This is a genomic window from Streptomyces sp. KR55 (assembly GCF_052245645.1).
Classification (GTDB): Bacteria; Actinomycetota; Actinomycetes; order Streptomycetales; family Streptomycetaceae; genus Streptomyces; species Streptomyces flavusporus.
The window spans coordinates 1-16,477 of the sequence record NZ_JBQQCE010000200.1; the positions used below are offsets into that span (position 1 = coordinate 1).

14 protein-coding genes and 2 pseudogenes are annotated in these 16,477 nt (G+C 68.9%); 4 read left to right on the plus strand and 12 right to left on the minus strand.

Going from position 1 to position 16,477, the window contains the following annotated elements; all coding sequences use genetic code 11:
* Positions 1–128 precede the first annotated feature (128 nt).
* Positions 129–1,556 (plus strand): hypothetical protein, encoded by a 1,428-nt coding sequence (locus ACTWQJ_RS26915; RefSeq protein ID WP_443309140.1) that lies wholly within the window; start codon positions 129–131, stop codon positions 1,554–1,556.
* Here the strand turns inward: ACTWQJ_RS26915 and ACTWQJ_RS26920 are convergent.
* Entirely contained in the window at positions 1,553–2,671 is a 1,119-nt protein-coding gene (locus ACTWQJ_RS26920) for a saccharopine dehydrogenase NADP-binding domain-containing protein (RefSeq protein WP_409471496.1), read from the minus strand. The two genes, ACTWQJ_RS26915 and ACTWQJ_RS26920, sit on opposite strands and share 4 nt — an antisense overlap.
* Positions 2,672–2,795: 124 nt before the next feature.
* On the opposite strand from ACTWQJ_RS26920, the gene ACTWQJ_RS26925 reads away from it, so the two are divergent.
* Positions 2,796–3,362: a TetR/AcrR family transcriptional regulator gene (locus ACTWQJ_RS26925; RefSeq protein WP_409471495.1), complete on the plus strand. Its 567-nt coding sequence runs from the start codon at positions 2,796–2,798 to the stop codon at positions 3,360–3,362.
* Between the two features lie 259 nt (positions 3,363–3,621).
* Here the strand turns inward: ACTWQJ_RS26925 and ACTWQJ_RS26930 are convergent, their stop codons facing one another.
* From ACTWQJ_RS26930 to ACTWQJ_RS26955, 6 genes and pseudogenes are all read right to left on the minus strand, one after another.
* Positions 3,622–4,845: an FAD-dependent monooxygenase gene (locus tag ACTWQJ_RS26930; RefSeq protein ID WP_409471494.1), complete on the minus strand. Its 1,224-nt coding sequence runs from the start codon at positions 4,843–4,845 to the stop codon at positions 3,622–3,624.
* Positions 4,842–6,239 (minus strand): MFS transporter, encoded by a 1,398-nt coding sequence (locus tag ACTWQJ_RS26935; protein WP_409474926.1) that lies wholly within the window; start codon positions 6,237–6,239, stop codon positions 4,842–4,844. Before ACTWQJ_RS26935 ends, ACTWQJ_RS26930 begins: the two co-directional genes overlap by 4 nt.
* 437 nt (positions 6,240–6,676) lie before the next feature.
* On the minus strand, positions 6,677–6,982 hold the full coding sequence (locus tag ACTWQJ_RS26940) for a hypothetical protein (protein ID WP_443309141.1): 306 nt from the start codon (positions 6,980–6,982) through the stop codon (positions 6,677–6,679).
* A gap of 100 nt (positions 6,983–7,082) precedes the next feature.
* Positions 7,083–7,307 (minus strand): hypothetical protein, encoded by a 225-nt coding sequence (locus ACTWQJ_RS26945; protein ID WP_409471492.1) that lies wholly within the window; start codon positions 7,305–7,307, stop codon positions 7,083–7,085.
* Positions 7,308–7,371: 64 nt separating this feature from the next.
* Positions 7,372–7,653 (minus strand): annotated as a pseudogene (locus tag ACTWQJ_RS26950) (helix-turn-helix domain-containing protein); the annotation flags it as partial.
* 807 nt (positions 7,654–8,460) lie between these two features.
* A complete protein-coding gene (locus ACTWQJ_RS26955) occupies positions 8,461–8,928 on the minus strand; it encodes an Lrp/AsnC family transcriptional regulator (protein ID WP_409474925.1) in 468 nt (155 codons plus the stop codon).
* A gap of 108 nt (positions 8,929–9,036) precedes the next feature.
* Between ACTWQJ_RS26955 and ACTWQJ_RS26960 the strand changes: the two genes are divergently transcribed.
* The gene (locus ACTWQJ_RS26960; RefSeq protein WP_409471490.1) at positions 9,037–10,386 is read left to right on the plus strand and encodes an APC family permease; all 1,350 of its coding nucleotides are present in this window, start codon (positions 9,037–9,039) and stop codon (positions 10,384–10,386) included.
* A gap of 45 nt (positions 10,387–10,431) precedes the next feature.
* Here ACTWQJ_RS26960 and ACTWQJ_RS26965 read toward each other — a convergent pair whose 3' ends face one another.
* Together ACTWQJ_RS26965 and ACTWQJ_RS26970 are read right to left on the minus strand one after the other, a co-directional pair.
* Complete coding sequence (locus ACTWQJ_RS26965; RefSeq protein ID WP_409471489.1) at positions 10,432–10,692, minus strand: hypothetical protein; 261 nt, start codon at positions 10,690–10,692, stop codon at positions 10,432–10,434.
* 172 nt (positions 10,693–10,864) lie between these two features.
* Positions 10,865–11,713, minus strand: coding sequence for a LysR family transcriptional regulator (locus tag ACTWQJ_RS26970; RefSeq protein WP_409471488.1), 849 nt, complete (start codon positions 11,711–11,713; stop codon positions 10,865–10,867).
* 147 nt (positions 11,714–11,860) lie between these two features.
* Here ACTWQJ_RS26970 and ACTWQJ_RS26975 point away from each other — a divergent pair, with 147 nt between their 5' ends.
* Entirely contained in the window at positions 11,861–12,598 is a 738-nt protein-coding gene (locus tag ACTWQJ_RS26975; RefSeq protein ID WP_409471487.1) for an NADPH-dependent F420 reductase, read from the plus strand.
* 219 nt (positions 12,599–12,817) lie between these two features.
* On the opposite strand, the pseudogene ACTWQJ_RS26980 reads toward ACTWQJ_RS26975, so the two are convergent.
* The 3 genes and pseudogenes from ACTWQJ_RS26980 to ACTWQJ_RS26990 all read right to left on the minus strand — a co-directional run.
* A pseudogene (locus ACTWQJ_RS26980) lies at positions 12,818–14,453 on the minus strand (IS200/IS605 family accessory protein TnpB-related protein).
* 513 nt (positions 14,454–14,966) lie between these two features.
* Positions 14,967–15,659: a response regulator gene (locus tag ACTWQJ_RS26985; protein WP_409471486.1), complete on the minus strand. Its 693-nt coding sequence runs from the start codon at positions 15,657–15,659 to the stop codon at positions 14,967–14,969.
* Positions 15,656–16,477, minus strand: an 822-nt coding sequence (locus ACTWQJ_RS26990) for a sensor histidine kinase (RefSeq protein WP_443309142.1), incomplete at its 5' end; no start/stop codon positions are given. The genes ACTWQJ_RS26985 and ACTWQJ_RS26990, both read right to left, overlap by 4 nt.

The following is a 16,477-nucleotide window of genomic DNA, read 5'->3' on the forward strand; positions in this document are numbered from 1 at the left end:
GACCTTGTCCGCCAGCTCAACGCGCTTGGCCACGATGTCACTCTCGCCCCCGCAAGCTGACCGCCATCTCAAGCTCTGGCCAACGAACGCGTCAGCATGCCCGTGACCTGGGGAATTTTCCATTCAGCGTGCTGGCCGACTTCCGCGATCGTCTCACCGAGGGCGACCGCGCCGACCGCCTCCTCGACCTCGCCCTGGCCCGCGTGAAGGAGGCTGGCCTGGTGCGGGAGCGCACCACACAGCGCACCGACTCCACCCATGTCCTGGCAGCGGTGCGCGACCTGACCCGGCTGGAGCTGGTCACCGAGGCGGTACGCGCCGCGCTGGAGGAAGTCGCCGGCACCGCCCCGCACCTGTTGGACGGGCTGGTCGACGAGGACTGGGGGCGCCGCTACGGCCGTCCGGTCCGCCTGGGCAAGAACCCCACCAAGCCCAAGACCAGGATTCTCGCCACCGGCGACGACGCCGTCCGGCTCCTGGAGCACCTCTACCGGCACGGGGGAGAGCGCGCGTCGGGCCCTCGTGTCCAAGCCCTGCGCCAGATCATGGTGCAGAACTATCACCGCGACGCCGCGGGACGCCTGCGCTGGCGCACCGCCGAGTCCGAGGACGGACCCGGGCTGCCGCCCTCGTCCCGGGCGATCGTCTCCCCCTACGACACCTCGGCCCGCTATGCCCGCCACGGGCACATCATCAGCTGGAAGGGGTTCTCCGCCCATCTGACGGAGACGTGTGCTCCGGACGGCCCCAACGTGATCACGGACGTGGCCACCACCGCGTCCACCACCCATGACAGCAAGGTCCTGCCCGGCGTCCACACCCGCCTGCACCACCGCGGCCTGCTGCCCGCCGAGCACCTGGTCGACAGCGGCTACACCTCCCTGCCCCACCTGGAACAAGCCGCACGTGACCACCAGGTCACCGTCTCCGGGCCACTCCGCAGCAACCCCACCCGGCAACACCGCCGCGGCGAGGGCTTCGCCCGCGACGACTTCCACATCGACTACGACCGCCGACAGGTCACCTGCCCTCAGGGCCAGGTCAGCCAGGGGTGGCACGGCCCCTACCCGACCTCCTCACCCACCGCGGCCCCGCTAATCGTGGCCAGGTTCACCAAGAGCCAGTGCCAGCCGTGCCCGGCCCGCGCCCAGTGCACCACCTCCCGCGAAAGCACCCGAACTGTCGGCTTTCCCCCACGAACTCCGCGACCTGCAACTCCGTGTCCGTGCCGAGCAACAGACTCCCGACTGGAAGACCCGCTACGCGGTCCGCTCCGGAGTGGAGGGAACGGTCAACGAGTTCGCCCACGGCCACGGCATGCGCCGCTGCCGCTACCGAGGACAGAGCAAAGCCCACGTCCAGCACGTCCTGACCGCCATCGCCATCAACATCGAGCGTCTCAGCGGTCTCCCACCGACCGAGGAAGCACCCCCTCCCCGCCGACCGACCGCCTTCCAGAACTACCTCGACCAGCGCGAAATCCCCCGGCCAAAATCCTGGCGCACCCTGGGCACCTGACCTCGGCAACTCCAAGATCCCCGACAGAGTCAAGCTAACAGTCCAGTACGAAGGTGCCGCCTGCGGTCGTCGCAAGGTCGGCCCCGAGGGCGGCTGCCGGCGTCCAAGCCCCGGGCGTGCCGACGCCGCGGGCCAGCAGTTCGGTGACGGTGGCGGTGACGTCAGCCGTGAAGTCCATGCCGTCGCCGGCGCGGAGCCATCCCTCGTGCAGGGTGCCGTCCGCCCACTCGACGACGGCGTGCCCCCAGGAGTGCTCGCGCGGACGGGGTGCGGCCTTCACCGGGGCCCGGCCCAGCCGGTCGACGGCGAGGCGTCGCAGCGTCGGAACGGACAACAGGCGGCCGAGCAGCGGGAGCAGGACACGTATCAGCGGAGCGGTCGGCACGAGAGCCGAAGTCGCGGTGACGAATGGTGCTCCGCTCACCACATGCGCCGCGAGGAGCTCGCCGGACGCGACACCTGCCGACGTCGCCGACTCACCGTCAGGGAACATGAGCTGCTGCGGGTCCGCGCCGAGGCGCGACGTCACCAGCCGCCCGTTCTCGTACTGCCGCCCGCCGGCGGTGAGCGCGTCCACGATGCTGGCCGCAAGGGCGGCACCGAGCACACCCGCCTCGACGGCCACCGAACCCACCGCGTCGACCCGAACCCGGTGCGGCGTGGGACGTCCTTCGCACAGCTTCGCTACCACCGCCTCCGTCGCCAGCACGCCGAATCCGGCGCCGGTGACCAGGGTGCTGCCCGCCCGCACCGCTTCGTCGTGCAGGGCGAGCAGCCGGTCCACGGCGACCACGTCGTTGGCCTGGTCGACGTAGTGGCCGCCCGGCATGCAGGCACGGGCGATCACTGGTGCTGTCGCGGCGAAGGCGCCCATCGTGTTCACCACCACCCGCGGGCGCTCCCGGACGATCTCGTCCGCGACCCGCTCGGCCGAGTCGGCGATGACCACCTTCGCGTCCCCAGGCAGACCGGCTTCGGTCCCGGCGGCGACCATCCGCTCCCGGCTGCGGCCGACCGGCACGACCGTCAGTCCCCGCGCGACCAGCCGCGCGGTCACGCCTCGGCCGACACGGCCGGTGGCCCCGACTATCCACACCTCGTCGTTCGCCCTGCTCTTGCCGGCCGTTCCGTCGGTCTCGCTGGTCTGCGTCATGTGAACCTCACCCCTGCCTGCTCCGGGCCCCACCGGGGACGAGTCCCCCAGTGATGACACAGTGTGTCGTGGGCGCAGGCTAGCACTGATGACACAGTGGGACATCACCTGTTACCGTCGACCTATGGCGAGGTGGGATCCGGGTGCCGAGGAGCGCCTGAAGCGGGCGGCCCTGGAGCTGTACTTGGAGCGCGGCTACGACAACGTGACGGTGACCCATATCGCCGAGCGGGCCGGACTCACCCGGCGCTCCTACTTCCGCTACTTCCCGGACAAGCGCGAGGTCCTGTTCGCCGGCTCGGAACGCCTGCCCCCGGCACTCACGAAGGCGGTCCTGGCGGCAGACCCGGACGCGGCCCCGCTCGCTGCCGTCCTCGACGCGCTTGCGCAAGTCGGTGCCCAACTCGTCGAGCAAGTGGACGGCGCGACGGAGCGCCGGGCGGTGATCGACGCCAGTCCGGAGCTGCAGGAGCGCGAACGGACCAAGGCGGTCGCGATCACCGAGGCGATCCGCGACGCTCTGAAGCAACGTCAGGTGAAGGCCGAGACAGCCGAACTGGTCGCGCAGCTCGCCACCGTGGTCTTCCAGAACGCCTTCCGGCACTGGATCGATGGCAAAGGGCAAGCGAGTTTCGGCAGCTGCCTGTACACGGTGACCGACGAACTGCGAGCCACCCTCGCCGTGACGTGAGAAGAACGTCCGCCCACTGCCGTAACTGATCGCTTCAGGGCGAGACCGACGCCCCAACCTGCCCAACTTCGTGACCGCTGCCACCGAACGCCTGGAAGGCGCCAGAGTGGCCAACTGCCGCGCCCAGTTGCAACCTCACAGCGCGTCACCGCTTGTCGCTGTCAATAGCTCACTGGACCGCCCCGTGATGCGCCATCAGCCACCTACACTTCGGAGGGCACATCTGACCAGGCATGAAAGTGAATGCTGAAGTATCGGGTCATGGCATCGAAGCGAATTCGGGCAGCGTGAGGGCTGAGTGGGCCGGTCGCGCGGTCGCGGAGGGCATGGTGGTGAGGCCACGCAGGATGGTGTTGCGTTGCTCCAGGGCCCGCATCGTGGTGGGGAAGAGCGTGGCGGCACCGTTGGCGACCAGTGCCTGATTCATGGCGACGAACTCGCGAACGTCGCGCTCGTAGGCGGCGAAGGCCGCAGTGTGGTCCGGGTTCGTGGCCAGGGCGTGGGCGAGCATGTAGGCACCGACCAGCGCAAGGCTTGAGCCCTGTCCGGTGAGGAACGAGGGTGCGTAGGCGGCATCTCCGACGAGCGCGACGCGGCCGCTGGACCAGCGGGGCAGGTGGATCTGACCGGCCGTGTCGAAGAACAGGTCATCCGCGTCGCGCATGGCGGCGACCATGCCAGGGACCTCCCATCCCGCGCCTGCGAAGGCCGTGGCGACCAGGTCCCGTTGGGCGTCGGGGTCCCGGAGGGCATCGACCGGCGGTTCCGGTTGGTGAAAGTTCAGGAAGGCGTGCAGCTCGTTGTCGGCCCCGACGGCGTAGAGGGCCGCGGCTTGCCCCGGAGCGTTCCACATCATGAGCTCGCGGGAGAGCCCGAAGGTGTTCGGCATGGTGAATATGGCGAAGCAGTAGCCGAGGTAGCGGTGGAACTGTGCTTCGGGGCCGAAGAGTGCGCCCCGGGTGTGTGAGTGCAAACCGTCGGCGCCGATCACCAGGTCGAACGTGCGCTGTTGACCACTGTGGAAAGTGACCTCGGCCTTGTGTACGGACTGGTCGAGGGTGTCGATGGAGTCGTTGAACAAGAATTCCACGTCGCCGCGAACCAGCGCGTAGAGGATCGCTCCCAGGTCCCCCCGGCGCACCTCCAAGTCCTGCCCCTTGACACTGCCGACAACGGCGTCCGGGCTGAGTACAGCCAGTTCACTGCCATCGGGGTTGAGGAAGGTGCAGCGATGCGAGTGGATGTGCGTGTCGTGCAGTTGCGGCAGTATTCCCATCCGCCGGACCACCTCTGTCGCAGTACCGCGGATGTCGATCGGATATCCGCCGTCGCGCAGTGTGCTTGCCTTCTCCACCACGGTGACGGCGAACCCGGACCGGCTCAGCCAGTAGGCCAGCGCAGGTCCGGCAATGCTGGCCCCGGAAACCAGAACCGTGCGCTTCGCGGTAGTACTCACGTCCATCGACAGACCGGTAGGCGTCATGCCTGGGCTCCCTTTTTCGTCATGTTGCGGACAACGAGCAATGACAACGCGGCGACGAGGCCGGCGATGGCGAAAGCTGTGGCGAAGGCCGATTCGGTCGACAGACCCGTCGCCGGATCGGCCCCGGCATCGAGGATCGCGCCGGCGATCTGGGCACCCAGAACGGTGCCGATCACCCGGGTCACCGTGAGCAGGCTGGTAGCGATGCCGATGTCCTTGGTCTCCACGCCGGTGGCGGTACTGGCAAGCAACGCCGTCGTACCGATGCCCGCGGCGAACGCGATCAGCACCTTGGCGAGGGCGAGCTGCCATTCCGCGGTGTGCAGCACCGTGAGGGCCATCATCGTGGCCACCGTGACGGCGGCTCCGACGGTGACTACGGCGCGCGTACCGAAACGCCGCGCCGCGATCCCGCCGATCGAATCGCTTACGCACCCGGCGATAGCGCCGGGCAGCAGGAGCATTCCTATGTCGGTGGTGTTGGCTCCGAAGCCGTACCCGTCGGCCGGTGCCCCGAACATCTGCGGGAAAAGATAGCCCACCATCCCGAAACTGGCGGTTATGACGAAGGTGAGCCCGAACGCATTTCGCACTGCGGGCTTTGCCAGCATGCGCAGATCGACCATCGGCGAGGCTGCCCTGCGCTCGACGGAGACCCATGCGGTAGCGAGTGCGGCCACGCCCACCACGATGGCACCTACCGCAGGCGGCGACACGCCGCCGCCCTCCGTCACCGCCTTCAACCCGAGCATGAACGCGAGCAATGTGGCGCTCAGCAGGGAAACGCCAGGCCAGTCAATCCTGTTGTCCGACTCGATCGGCGGATCATGCGGCATGAGCCACATCACGGCCGACGTCATCCCTATGATCACGATCGTTGGTAGCGCGAACATCCAATGCCAGGACATTCCTTCCGCTACCGGCCCGGCGAACAACATTCCCACCATGCTGCCGCCGGTGAACAGCGCAACGACCACCCCGATCGCCGCCTGTGACGCTCCTGTCGAGAGGTGTTTGCGCGCGAGGATGAATGAGAGGGGCAGCGCACCCACCATGGCGCCCTGCAACGCCTGACCGAGTAACAACAGCGGCAAGTTCGGCGCCAGGCTGGCCAGCAGACCACCGGCCGACACTACGGCCATCAGCGAGACCAGCACTCGCTTTCCCCCGTAGCGGTCGCCAAGTTTGCCTGCGACAGGCGTGATGACCGCGCCGGTGATGAGCAATACGTTGCCGATCAATGCCGCATCGCCATTACTCACCCCCAGCTCACCTCGCAGCAGCGGGAGCGCAGGCTCCACCACTGACTGCAGGGTGCCGAGGGCGAGTGCCAAGAAGCCGAGGGCACCGATCGCCGGCCTCCCGATACGGGTTGGGGAAACTCCAGCTAACATGGACGTCCTTTCATTGTTGGTTGCGAGCAAGTACGGGAACCTGCTGGATGTGTGCGCTGCGCTTCCGTGGCGCACACGCGAACGGGGGCTACCGATCGCGCTGGTCCGTTGGCGGGATGAACCGCTCGGCCAGTCCGCCGACTGAGTCGACCCGCCGCGTCGTAGCGGCACCGCCGGAAGACCCAACATCCGATGCGGTCACGAAATGTCGCCACCTGTTGATCACTCCAGACACCGCCAGGCAGGGGAAGCGCGCGGGATTCGCGCGCCTCAACACTTCCTTGCGGCGCCCCGCGGGGCATCGTTCCCCGCCGCCGTCTTTCCCTGGTGCACCCGGACCAGCCACGCACATGTTCTGGTGCCTACGCACCACAGGCCGACTGCACCCGCAACGAGGCTCACCCCGGAACTCCATGACTTGGGTGACAGCCGGACTGTCACACCCTCCTCGGACGAGCGGCGGGCCGCCTCCTGGACGCAGGGGCGTCCTGGACGTGACCGGCTCGTGGGCCGAGCACGCAGCACAGCAACGTACGCGCCAGGTGAATCAGGGCCCACATCCAGGGCAGGGCTGCGCCGGTGATCGGCCTTGAAGGCAGCGGTCGCATGCCCATGCCGGCCATGAGGGCGACGGTGACGCGGACGGCGTCGCCGTCGCAGGCCGCGCGCAGGCGGCCGACCTGTTCCTTGGTGAGGGGTCGCGGTCGAGCTCCGGCGAGGTGGCCGCCGTGCTGGAAGCGCACCCGAGATCCTTGACGCTCGAAGCGGAGGCCACGGGCCACTCGGGCCGCGTGGAGCGGGCTGTCGGCACGGTGCAAGGTTCCAACGGGCCGGTCATGACCGTCAGCCCGCGGACGGACTCGGTTCGGGTCGCCGCTCCGGGTCGGTCCCCCACTCCTCCGCGATGCGCATGAGTTGTCTGTTCCCGCGCTCGTGCGGAGCCCAGCCCGGGGCTCCGGTCGTGGCGAAGGCGATCCATGCCGCGTGTGTGCGGGCGGCGAGTTCGGCCGGCGGCGCCCCGGCACCGAGCAGGGCGTCGGGACCGAGCAGAGCGGGCTGGTCGGTCACATCGAAGACAAAGGGGACCCGACGGTGTGCGCCGCGCTCAGTTCACCGCCCAGCGCGGGAGAACGCCAGGCGGATTCGGAAGGTGCGGGAGTTGCCGCTCGAGCACCTCGAGCAATTCTTCGCTCAGCTTGGGCCTGGACGCCGGCCCCTTGGACTCCAGGGCCGATGTTCCGCCGTGCTCCCAGGCCCGGCGCCAGCGCTGGACCGAGCGCACGCTGACACGCAACCGCCGGGCGACAGCGGCGTTGTCGTCTCCCCGGGTGAACAGCTCGGCCGCTTGCTTGCGGATGTCCTCACGGAACAGCCGTCGCTCAGTGGTCAGCCCGCCTCTTTGCGGATACCTCATACGACCGGCCTACCGCGACGACGATTGCTTGTCAGCCCACGACATCACGCCAACAAGCTCAGTAAGCGATGGACTCCCACCGGGGGAGCCCGTCGTGCAGCTCCTGATCGTTGACCGTCCCTTCATCGCGCATGGTGCGCCCCCTCTCGATTCCGGAAGGGCAGGTTATCCACAGGAACACGCGTTTCCTGCCTGGCGGTCTACGGTGCCTGTCGCCAGTCGAGTGGCGGGGGGAACGTCATGCACGGGACGGTGCTTGAGGAGCTGGCCGTCGAGGTGATGACGGAGCTGCCGACAGCGGCAGCCAGGGGTGAGGTGTTGGCGCAGACCTCGGCCCTCGTCCCCACGCGGCTTACGCACCGCCCGGTAGGCGAAGTCCGACGTACAAGCCCAAGCCCATAAACGAACATCAGCCTGAAGGCCGGGAAGGTCCGTGGCTCGGCACGCACCGGTCGCCGCGGTGATGGGCTTCCATCACCACGTTCCGCCGACGAGCCTGAGCGACTTCTTACCCGCTGGGAGTGCTCCGCCGAGTCGGCCCGGTGACGTAGTGCCAGATGGGCTGCGTCATGCCGGCGCGCGGGGATGGTGCAGTGCAGGCGACGGCTGGTAAGCCCGAGGAGCGAACGGCGTCGCCCGCGCGTTTTGTGCGACTGTACGGCGGTCTCAGCCGCCCTCGTCGTCTTGCTCTCCAGGGGCGCCATCCACAGCCGCCCCTCCCCTCCCCTCCCCTCCCCGCCGCGCTGCCTGCGCCTCCTCGGTCGCCTCAAGGAACCGTCCCTTTGGGGCAGCTGCCTGAGAGGCCGCCTACACGGTGGTGTCGTGCAAGGGGCTGACGACCTGAGTGCTGACGTGCTGGTAGATCACGTTGCTGCGGAAGTTGACGATCTCTCGGCGCTGACTGAAGCGGTCCATGAGGAAGGTGTGCAGCTGGTCGACGTCAGGTACGGCTACGTGAACGAGGAAGTCGTCGCCGCCCGCGATGACGAACACGGAGAGAACCTCGGGCAGTGCACTCACATATGCCTTGAAGCCTTCGATGACGTCTCTGCTGAGTGGGCGCACCTGGATCGAGAGCAGCGCCTGGACGGGGCGGTTGATGGCCCTCAGGTCGACCGCCGCGTGAAAACCGGTGATGATTCCGCGCTTGCGCAGCGCGCGGGTGCGCTCCAGACAGGTGGAGGGGGCGATACCCAGAACGCGAGCCAGTTCCCTGTTGGTGGTCCGTGCATCGCGTTGCAGATGTTCCAGGATCAGCGAATCAAGTTCGTCCATGAGCGCCAGTTTTGCAGGTCCGCCGAATTGCCTTCGGCGCTTCTCCTGCCCCCCGGCTGATCGCTCTACGTTCACCCTCAGCAGCCGAACAACGAGTGGAGGCGTGTGATGGAGAGGCGTTCTGGTCTGGGGGTCGGGACAGGTACGGCGCTGTGCATCGGTGCGGTGCTGGGGCCCGGGGCACTGACGTTGACGTCCACGGCCGCGGCAGTCGCCGGGCCGGGGTCGATCCTGGCGTGGCTCGGGCTCCTCGTGGTGAGCCTTCCCATTGCCTGGGTGTTCGCCGTGCTGGGTGCCCGGCATCCCGGTGACGGCGGGGTAGCGGCCTTCGCTCGCGCAGCCTTCGGGCCACGACTCGCCGCGCCGGTGGGCTGGTGGTTCTATTGGGCTGTCCCCCTGGGCGTACCTGCCGCGGCCCTCATCGGCGGGGAGTACGTGGCAGTCGCCGCGGGGTGGGGGCGCTCCATCACGGCCACGGTCGCCCTGCTGGTCCTGGCCACGGCCTACGGCAGCAACCTCGTCGGCCTGCGCCTTTCGGGCCGGATGCAACTGCTCATGGTCGGACTTCTGAGCTCCCTGCTGGTGGTCACCATCGCGGTGACCGGCACGCATGTCCGGCCCGCCCATTTCACTCCCTTCCTGCCTCACGGCTGGACCTCGGTCGGAATTGCGGCGGGCATCCTGTTCTTCGCCTTCGCGGGCTGGGAAGCCATCAGCCACCTCTCGGCGGAGTTCGCCGTGCCCAGCCGTGACCTTCCCCGCGCAACCCTGCTGGCCTGGGGCATCGTCAGCGTCCTGTACCTGGGACTTGCCCTCGTCACCATCGGGGTGCTCGGATCACGGGCCGGAACCACCACCACCCCTCTTACGCTCCTCCTGGAGGAGGGCTTCGGTGCACCTGCCCGCGCGGTGGCCGCAACCGCCGCACTCCTGCTCACCTTCGGCGCGGTCAACGCCTACCTCGCGGGAGCCGCCCGGCTGGGTGAGGCGCTGGGCCACCAGGGCGCCCTGCCGCTCGGCATCATCACTGGAGCTGCGGGCGCCACAGCCGTCCCACGGCGCAGCCTTACGGTCGTCACGCTGGCCTCGGCAGTGATCACCGTGACGGCGGCATTCAGGCTCATCGGCCTGGACAGCCTGTTGCGGGCCACCTCTGCCTGCCTGGCCGCCGTCACCCTGGCCGGACTCGCCTCCGCGACGGTCCTGCTACAGGGCCGCACCCTCCTGCGAATCAGCGCCGCTGCCAGCTGTCTTGTCGTGGGCACCGTGCTCATTTTCTGCGGCCCCTACCTGCTGGTGCCCACTGCCCTGGCCGGCGCTGCCACCTGCTTCCACGCCGTCAAGACCTCCGCACGAAGCGCGAGGACTCACCAGCTCGCTCAGAACTGCGTAGTTGGATCCGCCGTCGGAACGGTAGGCGGGCGCGTGGGTAAGCCGACGGCTGGAGGGGCTGACTGACTTCTGCTCGCCCTTGAGAACTACCAAGCGTGTCGGTGTGAGGTTTCAGGACTTCCTTGACGGTTTGTCGTCAGGAGATCCTTGACGGTCCTTCTGCGTGCCCGTGCCTTTGACGTAGAGATTGGTGATCGGGTCGGTGTTCTTGCGGGGGCGGACAGCGAGTTCGTCTTCTCCGTGCAGAATCGGGTAGTGGGTGTCTCCGATGGCGATGGTGACGATCTTTCCGGCATGTGGTGGGCTGCGCTTAATGAACGGGCCGTTGATCATGAGGCGGCCGCTCGCATGGACCTCGCTCGTGTCTTCCACGCGGCCCAGAGCCAGATGACCTGCAAGCGCAGGCCGTGATGGCGATTTTCACCGGCGTGCTTCCGGTCAGGCGGCCCTTCCGGTGCGACGCGGGGCGGGGGATGAGAGTGCCGTCGATCACCGGTCGGGAGCGGTGCGGCGTGGAAGAAAAATACGTACCCGAGGCGGAAGTTCAGTCCGCGAATGCGGCCACGTACGACGCCACGCACGGCTCCGGAGTGGCCAGTGAGGTGACGACGTGGCCGTCGACGGTCACCGGCGGGTCGAGCGGCACCTGGAGCAGCCGCTCGGAGCGGGTCCCGTCGAGCTGCTCGGCAGCCATCAGCGTCCAGCCCTCGGGATCCCGGCCCACCTCAAACAGTACGTTGAGCATGTCCCCGGCCGGTGGCCGCAGCGGGACCACCGGCAGGGCGGCGAGGACCGCGTCGTGCATCGGCGGGTCACTGGCGCGGGCGGGAAGCCGCAGGCCGTACGGATCGAGGTCGTGCAGGCTGACCGCGGGCTTGCGGGCGGCGGGATGTTCACGCCCGAGCACCGCGTACAGCGGCTCGGACCAGGCGCGCGCCACCGTCACCGCCGTGGAGGTGAGCGCGCCTCGCACTAGCGCCAGGTCCAGCTCGCCGTCGCGGACGGCGTCGAGTCGAGCGGCCACCGGCAGGTCGACCAGTCTCGGCTCGACGGGGCGTTCGCCGTCGCCCAGTCGGCCCACCGCGCGGTCGAGCCGTCGGGTAGCACAGGAGGCCACCCCGATCCGCAGGACGGCCGCCGGTTCGCCGGCGACCACCCGCACCCGGGCCGCTGCTGCGAGGGTCTTACGGGCCGCGGCGAGCACTCGCTCGCCGGCCGGGGTGAGCCGCACCCGGCGCGAGGTGCGGTCGAGCAGGCGCACGCCCAGCTCACGTTCGAGCCGAGCGATCTGCTGGCTCACCGCCGGCTGCACGATGCCCAGCCGTTGCGCCGCGCGCCCGAAGTGCAGCTCCTCGGTGACGGTGACGAAGTACTGCAGCGCTCTCAGTTCCATCCGCCTGATCTATCACACGATGTGATCGCTGCCGAGCGTTCCTGGCCATTGTTCGGGCAGAACACCTCGACTGTGATGGGTACGACCCGCCGGAGCGGTCCTACCCGCTGGATGCCTCAACGCGGGGAAATGTGAACGGAGAACAGAGTGAGCCCAACAACCCTCGGCGTCATCGGCACCGGCATGGTCGGCGTCGGAGCCGCCCGCCGCGCCGTCGACGCCGGCCTGAACGTCGTCCTGAGCAACTCACGCGGCCCAGAGACCCTGGCCGGTCTCGTCGCGGAGCTGGGCGAGCGGGCCCGCGCGGCCACCCCGGCCGAAGCGGCGAGCGCCGGTGATCTCGTCCTCGCCTCCGTGCCACTGGCCGCCTACGAGAAACTGCCTCGGGCCGAGCTTGCCGGCAAGACCGTGATCGACCCGATGAACTACGCGCCCCATGCCAACTTCGAGATACCGGTACTCGACAGTGACGAGCTGACCTCCAGCGAAATGGTGCAGCGCCACCTCGTGGACGCCCGGGTGGTGAAGGCCCTGCACAACATCGGCCCCAAGCAGCTGATGGAGCTGTTCCGCCCGACCGGAGCCTCCGACCGTACCGCGCTGCCGCTTTCCGGCGACGTCCCGGACGCCAAGAAGGAGGTGGCCGACCTGCTGGACGACCTCGGGTTTGATTCGGTGGACCTCGGTACGCTGGCCGACAGCTGGCGCAGCGAACCCAACAGCCCTTTGTACGCCATCCCGTACGTGGGACAGCCGCCGTCCGGCCTCACCGTCAGGGAGTTCGTGGCCTGGGTCCAGCAGGCGCCCGGTGTGCCCGTACCCGCCGCCCGGGTCGGCGAACTCGCCGCCGCTGCGGTGCGGGGGCCGGCGGGTTTCCGGATGTAGCAGCGGCTTGGGTTCGGGCTCTGGCGGATCGGGGGCTCTGAAGTTGTTGTCTTTCCGGACTTGAGGGCGGCGTTTTCGCTGGTCAGGAGTAGGGGCAGTGATTCGGTGGGAGTCGTGACCTGTCGTGTGGTCGCTCCCCGGGAGGTTGCGGATGCCTATGCCCTCCCCATTGGCTGTGACCGCGTAGGTTCACCGGGTTGAGATTGAACCGCACCGTTCCTAAGGACTGAGCGGGAGTGAGTCCTGTCGCCAGAACTCCTGCTCAGCCGGGTGTCCCGAACGGTGGTGGGCACCCTGGTCGTCCGCTTTCGCTCCACGGCCCGGCGGCGCGCATCCGGTGCGCGGTCCTGGAATGTGGGGGCGGGTTTCCTCACGCCGCCGGGTGTCCGGTCGGGCCTGGACGGTCCGATGCCCCGCACCATCACTCTGGTGCTGCGGGGGCGGTGCCGTCCGACGCCTGATCGGATGTCCGAGGGCGCGTCGCCCGACCGCGATGCTCGCCGCATCGTGCCGGGAAACCTTGCGAGTCGGTGTGGTCAGCGGTTTCTGCCAGTGCTGGGCACCCCACCGGCTGGTGTAGGCGGGGTCGACCGCGACGATCACGATGTCCTGCTCGGCGGCCATCGACACCAGCCGGGCCTTGAGTTTCGCCGTGGGGAAGCGGGAGAGCAGCCGGCGGAAACGCTTGCTGCGGCCGTGCTTCTCGCGGCTTGTGCCCTCGCGGAAGTCGAGTTCCTCGATCGCGATCGCGGCCGCCCCGCAACGGCGGGTGTGGTGCAGCAGTCGGGTCAGCGCGTGCCGGATCTGCGCGTCACGGTGCGCGCTGCTGCCGGTCAGGTCGTAGAAGAAGCGATGCGGCTCGCCGACCGGATTACCGTGCACATCCAGGCGCCAAGCGGCGAGATGGTCGTCGTTCATGTCCGCCCCCACCACCCCCCTGCGCCAGCGCCGCCTCAAGCGGCAGCACCGGAACGGCGGCACGCTGCCATGAGGCCGTCACATACCAGCGGCCGCGTGCCACATCGTGGTGGATGCGGTAAGCCACCGCCCGGTTCGCGGTGACCCGGTCCCGCCACTCCTCACCCCGGTACCGGAACGCCAGGGTCGCATCCAGCACATACCGACCGTGCGGCGCGTTCGCCAGATGGGCCAGCGCTGCCGGGAGCCTGATCGAGAGCTGTCCGGTGTCGGTGACGCGGATGGTCTCGTTGCCGAAGCGCTTGCCTGACTCCCCGTCGGCGGACAGAAACATCCGCTCCGCCCGCCACCGCTGTCGCCACGCCTGCTCACTCAGCCCGGCCGCTGCCAGGTGATGGCGGGCATTCGCGAGGCGCTTGCCACCGCGCACCACGTGTACCCGGCCCGCCGCCCAGTCCGCCTCCACCCCCGCCAACCGCGCCTTCAGGGATTGCAGACGCCGGGACTTGGCATGCCACTCACCCCGCGAGGCATACCCGCGCACCAGCCCCGCCCGCTTATCCGCCTTGGCACCCAACGGCCGCGCCAGCCGCGCCTCAACCGACGCGATCTGCCCCCGCAACCACGCCATATGGGCCACCTGCCCACGCCTCGCCAGCGCCCACTGATCATGCGTGGCCTTGGTGACACTGCCCGCCCACCGCGCCGACGACCTCCCCGTCAGCCCCCGCTTACGCACCGCCCACGACGCCGCATCATGCGACAACCCCTGCCGGGAACGTTCCGCGAGATCTCCGGCCGCCAGCGCACCGAGGAACATCCCAACCTCGGCCAGCACCGCCGCATCAGCCTCAGACACCCGCAGCCGGTCCCGAACTGCCACCCCCGCCGGACCGGGCACCACGAACGACGCCGCCAACTCCCGCAACCCACCCACCCGTCCACCCCCGCCCACGGCTCAAGACCCCGTCACCGCAGTCAACGAGCACCCCCGGCAAAGGTCACCCATTCGACCCAAGAACTCCCGTTCCCCTCAGGAAACAGAACCCAGCGGTCGCAGGAGACACCCCGGGCAGGCCGACGGTCGACCGGACCCACATCCGGCCCCAGCACTCACTCACACTCACCCAAACTCACTCCCGCTGACTACACCGCCAGCAGTTCCGACCCTGTCGCCGCGTGCTTCTGTCAGGGTCTCCCGCATGTTCGAAGAGGGTGCTGCTCGCCGCGACGCCTACGGCTACGCGTCCGGCGCTGAAAGCCCATCCAATGAACAGCGCCGCGCGGGCTTGCTGAGGCTCACGGCAGCCTTCGAGTGGCTCTCCCGGCGATCGACGACTTGTGCGCGGCCAAGTACTACGCCCACGTGCGCCACATGGCCGTGCCGGCCGGACTTCGCCATCAAGATGGCCATCACCCGGCCGTTCAGCCTCAGCCGCTCCGTATCGGACTACGACAGGCGGTCGGTGCCACCGTCGTCGGTGGCGCGGGCCAGGCCCGTTTGGTAGGCGATGACGACGAGTTGCGCCCGGTCGCGGGCCTGGAGCTTCGTCATGGCCCGCTGTACGTGGGCGCGGACGGTGAAGGGGCTGAGGAACATCCGCTCGGCGATCTCCTGGTTGGACAGGCCGGTCGCGACCAGAGCCACCATCTCGCGTTCGCGCGGGGTGAGTACGGCGAGCCGTTCGGGGTGGTGCGGCGGGGCGTCGTCCGGTGTGGCCAGGAAACGGGCGACCAGGGAGCGGGTCGCGGCGGGGGACAGAAGGGTGTCGCCGTCGGCGATCGTACGCACGGCGTCCAGGAGGTCCTCGGCGCCGATGCCCTTGCCGATGAAGCCGCCGGCCCCCGCGCGCAGCGCCTGGGCGACGTACTCGTCGCTCTCGTATGTGGTGAGGATCAGGATGCGACTGGCACGCAGTTCCGGGTCCGCGCAGATCTCCGACGTGGCGGTGAGACCGTCCACCTCGGGCATACGGATGTCCATGATCACCACGTCCGGGCGCAGTTCCCGGGTGAGCCTCACCGCCTCCCTGCCGTCGGCGGCCTCGCCGACCACGGTGATGTCGTCGGAGCTGTCGAGAAGTATCCGGAAGGCACTGCGCAGCAGGGCCTGATCGTCGGCGAGCAGCACCCGCAGCGTCACGGCGTACCCCCGGTCTCCCGGTCGCCCGTCCTTTCGTCACCTGTCGATTCGCCGGTCATCCATCCCTCGGTGGTTGTTGCTTCGTCAGTCCCCCGCGTCGGGTCCTTGACAGGCGGCAGGGGCAGTTGGGTGGAGACGAGGAAGCCGCCCTCGGGGCGTCTGCCCGCGGAGAGGTGCCCCCCGACCGCGGTGGCACGTTCACGCATCCCGATCAGACCGAAACCGGGCGCCCGGCCCCCCGCCGTGGACGTAGCCGATCCCGTGGAGCCGGTCGATGTTGTACGGGCGCCGGCTCCGTCGTCGGCGATGGTAATGGTCACGCGGTCGCGGTTCCAGGCGAGGCGCACCCGGGCGCTGCCCGTACCGGCATGCTTGGTCACGTTGGTCAGGGCCTCCTGGACGATGCGGTATGCGGTGAGGTCAACCCCCGGCGGCAGCGGCCTGACCGTGCCCTCCTGGTCCATCGACACCTCCAGACCCGCGCGGCGGAACGACTCGAGGAGCGTGGGGAGCCGCGACAGCCCGGGTGCCGGTCCGGCGGGCGCGGCCGCGTCCCCGGACTGACGCAGCAGACCTACCGTGGCCCGCAGGTCGTCGAGCGCGTCGCGGGTGGTCTCGACAAGTTCCTTCAGGCTCTTGCGGGTCTGTTCCGGGCGGATGTCGAAGAGGTGGGCTGCGACCGTGGCCTGCGCGTTGGCCAGGGTGATCTGATGGGCCACGAGGTCGTGCAGTTCCCGGGCGATGTGTACCCGTTCCTCGGCCACTCTGCGGCGCGCCTCGCTGTCCCGGCTCTTCTCGGCCCGCAAGGCCCGCTCCTC

Excerpts from the sequence above, each read along its gene's own strand:
- ACTWQJ_RS26920 (WP_409471496.1), bottom strand. The coding sequence starts at position 2,671 with ATGACGCAGACCAGCGAGACCGACGGAACGGCCGGCAAGAGCAGGGCG.
- ACTWQJ_RS26925 (WP_409471495.1), top strand. The coding sequence starts at position 2,796 with ATGGCGAGGTGGGATCCGGGTGCCGAGGAGCGCCTGAAGCGGGCGGCC.
- ACTWQJ_RS26930 (WP_409471494.1), bottom strand. The coding sequence starts at position 4,845 with ATGACGCCTACCGGTCTGTCGATGGACGTGAGTACTACCGCGAAGCGC.
- ACTWQJ_RS26935 (WP_409474926.1), bottom strand. The coding sequence starts at position 6,239 with ATGTTAGCTGGAGTTTCCCCAACCCGTATCGGGAGGCCGGCGATCGGT.
- ACTWQJ_RS26955 (WP_409474925.1), bottom strand. The coding sequence starts at position 8,928 with ATGGACGAACTTGATTCGCTGATCCTGGAACATCTGCAACGCGATGCA.
- ACTWQJ_RS26960 (WP_409471490.1), top strand. The coding sequence starts at position 9,037 with ATGGAGAGGCGTTCTGGTCTGGGGGTCGGGACAGGTACGGCGCTGTGC.
- ACTWQJ_RS26970 (WP_409471488.1), bottom strand. The coding sequence starts at position 11,713 with ATGGAACTGAGAGCGCTGCAGTACTTCGTCACCGTCACCGAGGAGCTG.